At 51.8% G+C, this 3,276-nt stretch carries 1 protein-coding gene and 2 pseudogenes; 2 read left to right on the top strand and 1 reads right to left on the bottom strand.

The genetic code is table 11. The features are described 5' to 3' along the window. Positions 1 to 84 precede the first annotated feature (84 nt). A pseudogene (locus ACSZPU_RS24590) lies at positions 85 to 759 on the top strand (VirK/YbjX family protein); the annotation flags it as partial. Here the strand turns inward: ACSZPU_RS24590 and ACSZPU_RS24585 are convergent. Further along, on the bottom strand, positions 756 to 2,414 hold the full coding sequence (locus ACSZPU_RS24585) for an ATP-dependent endonuclease (protein WP_499004198.1): 1,659 nt from the start codon (positions 2,412 to 2,414) through the stop codon (positions 756 to 758). The pseudogene ACSZPU_RS24590 and the gene ACSZPU_RS24585 sit on opposite strands and share 4 nt — an antisense overlap. Positions 2,415 to 2,761: 347 nt before the next feature. Between ACSZPU_RS24585 and aqpZ the strand changes: the two are divergent. Next, positions 2,762 to 3,202, top strand: a pseudogene (gene aqpZ / locus ACSZPU_RS24580) (aquaporin Z); the annotation flags it as partial. Positions 3,203 to 3,276: the final 74 nt, after the last annotated feature.

Raw genomic sequence — 3,276 nt, 5'->3', positions numbered from 1 at the left:
TCATGATAATAGGGCCTTCTGATTAGAAGGCCCTATTATCAATGATTTTTATCCTCGTGACGACACTATCTAACGTTTGATCAGAAAAAGACACTCGCCGCACTGGAATATCATTACCATGCTTTTTGTGCGCGCTTACCGGCAGACACCCGCTCAAGCTTTTTTACCCTGCAAGGGCTCACCCTTGCCGAATTAACGGGTAAAAATGGCGAGCTGTACAGCATCCGTTTTTATGCAGATGCAAAGCTGGACAAAGAAGGTGAAGCGACACTGGTTTTCTGCGACGAGCAGCGAACTCAACTGGCGGGAATGACCTTCGCACTGTGTCAGTACCAGGGAAAACGCACGCTATTTATTGGCGGGCTGCAGGGGGCGAAAGCTAACATCCCCCATGACGCCATCCAGGCGGCAACCAAGAGTTGTCACGGCTTATTTCCCAAACGCCTGTTACTGGAAGCCTGTACGGAGTTGACGGCTTATCTGGATGTAGAACAGATTATCGCCGTCAGTAATGACACGCATATCTACCAAAGCTGGCGGTACCGCAAGAAAAAACAGGGGCTGTTGCACGCTGATTACGACAGTTTCTGGGAGTCCCTCAGCGGGGAGCGCACCGCCGAGAGAACCTTCCGCCTGCCGCTGTTTATTGCGCGTAAAGCGATGGAGGAGATTGCCAGCAAAAAACGCGCGGAATATCGCCGCCGTTATGAATTACTGGATTCGCTGCAAAGACAGATAAGCCATATTTGGCAACGTTAATCGGCTCTCCCGCGTGCCAACCAGAGCACGCGGGAAAACATCTTGCGTAACAATATCGGCACCGACTCCACGCCCCGTCGCCCCGCTTCCATTGCAACCTCAATAGCCAAATCGGGTTTCGACGAACGGTGAATCGCTTTAATAATGACGCGCCGCATATTCATCGGCACATTTTCCGGCAGTTGTGCCACGCGACGATAGACATCATCAAACCCCTCGCGAAACATGAAATGCTCCATGTCCAGCGCGGGCAGTTCGGTTAAATGTTCCCGTACCTGGTCGCGTTCGTTATTAAGCAGGCTGTACACCGTCGCCGCATATTTTTTCCCGGCCTCATCGCCATCGACCAGCACATGCCACTCAATTCCCATTCGGCGAGCAAATTTGACCAGTGGTTTTAACCCGGACTGGGCAAACTCAATAACCTTGACCCCTTCTGCATCAAAATGATGTCCGCACTGGCGCGCCAGTTCGTTAATCACCCAGGTTTCTGTCTCCCCTTCCACCAGCAACCAGCAGCGGGCAAACAGGGACGACGCCCGGTTAAAGCGAATATGGAAGGCAATACGCCGCCCCTCTTCCGCGTTCATTCCTCCGGGTCCCAGTCGCCATGCGGCAACCCGCGATGATTCCCTCACCAGACGACACACATGTTCAACGGGGGTGAGTGACAGCAGTTCACCGGAGTTCGTGGTGGTGATTTGCTGTAACGGGAGCAGGTTGAGCAATTGCCAGGCAACGGACAGCATAATGGGGTGCAGCCGCGTTTCCGGATCTTCAACCAACAACAACGGCCGCGCATCGCGATCCAGGTGTACCGTCCCTTTGGCCTGCAGCAAAGTGGCAAAGAAACCCAGTAAAATCACCCGGTACATACGCCCGCCGGGTTTATCAATCATACGGTTGATGATATCGAGGTAACGCCAGCTACGCTGTTCGTCGTGAGAGCGACGGCGCATCAGGCGCTGATGGGACGGGCCACTGCCCTGTTCAGAAAAATAGTGCTCCAGCAGTTGCACCATCGCCGACAGGCCGTGGCGAATTTGCCCGTCCGTCAGGTTTTGCGGATGCGTCACCAGCTCGCGGGAAAGAAAATCAAGCTGGCGGGCCGTGGCCTCCACATCCAGCGTTTCCGGCAATGTGCCATTGCGGATTCGGCGCATAAAACGTGCGTCTCGTAGGCGCAGCACCGGCATCAGGCGGATAAGATGGCGAGCCAGGTCGTCAATATCATCAAGTATCAGCGGGTGTCCCTGCGCATCGAGAAAACCGCGCAGCGTCATCACGCTCTCATCTTCCGCCAGTTCCCCTTCCAGGCGATAAAACAGGCGCTGATAACCGTCATCACTGGTAACCCAGCAGGGCTGTAACGGACGATAACGCCGCGTGCGATGTCGCCCCGGTTCTGATTCACGAAACGTCAGGATAATGTGCAGATGGTGTTCGCGCCCCTTAACGTCTCCCGGCGGGAACCAAAAATCCTCACGCACAAAATGGTATAAATCCGTCTCCGGCGAGAGCAGCAGCGTTAGCGCGTCCAGCAGGCTTGATTTACCCCAGGCGTTTTCCCCAATAAGGACATTGGTTTGTTCCAGCATCAGCGAGAGCCGATTGATGCCACGAAACCCTACAATCTCTACGCGTTCCAGAATCATAGCCCCTCCGGGAAATATGCCTTTTTTCCATCAAGTTAGCTCAAGTATAGCGGGATGGAGCGGGGCAAAACATGGTATTTATCATGGATTAAACATGTGCAAATACGATTCAGTCTTTAACAATTCCCACAGCTAATTTATTCACAGCAATTATTTTTCATTCGAAATTATTTCTCACTGCGTATTTTCGTTCTTTGTCTCGCTATTATCATCATTTTGCCCTAAATCAAATTAACGCCATTTATTTGACTGATTCGCACACGTCATTATTTCTAAAATAGCGACACCTCAGCCAGCATATTTTTCTGGCTGTATTCACAGGACGTACTGTTTTTATCGAGGATATTATGTTTAGAAAATTAGCGGCGGAATGTTTTGGGACATTCTGGCTGGTATTTGGTGGTTGCGGGAGCGAGGTATTAGCCGCTGCGTTCCCTGAACTGGGAATTGGTTTTGTCGGTGTCGCACTGGCATTTGGTTTAACCGTATTAACGATGGCCTACGCTGTCGGGCATATTTCCGGTGGCCATTTCAACCCTGCCGTGCCCCTGGGATTATGGGCAGGTGGTCGTTTCCCGGCAAAAGAGATTGTCGGCTATATTATTGCTCAGGTGATTGGTGGGATTATCGCTGCCGGGGTGTTATACTTGGTTGCCAGCGGTAAAGCGGGCTTCGACGCCGCCGCCAGTGGTTTTGCCTCAAATGGTTACGGCGAACATTCCCCTGGTCAATATTCTATGACCTCCGCCATCATCATTGAAATTGTGCTGACCTGCGGATTCCTGTTAGGCTGTGTCCCTTAATTGCATAACCTCTTGTAAAACAATCGGATGCAACCCAGCTTGACCATTGAAAGATAATT

The organism is Phytobacter sp. V69 (assembly GCF_965644215.1).
In the GTDB taxonomy this organism is placed as follows: Bacteria; Pseudomonadota; Gammaproteobacteria; order Enterobacterales; family Enterobacteriaceae; genus Phytobacter.
The sequence above is the reverse complement of the archived record's forward strand: the minus strand, read 5'-3'. Positions and strand labels throughout refer to the sequence as shown.

Coding starts and splice junctions, on each gene's coding strand:
- ACSZPU_RS24585 (WP_499004198.1), bottom strand. CDS start 2,414: ATGATTCTGGAACGCGTAGAGATTGTAGGGTTTCGTGGCATCAATCGG.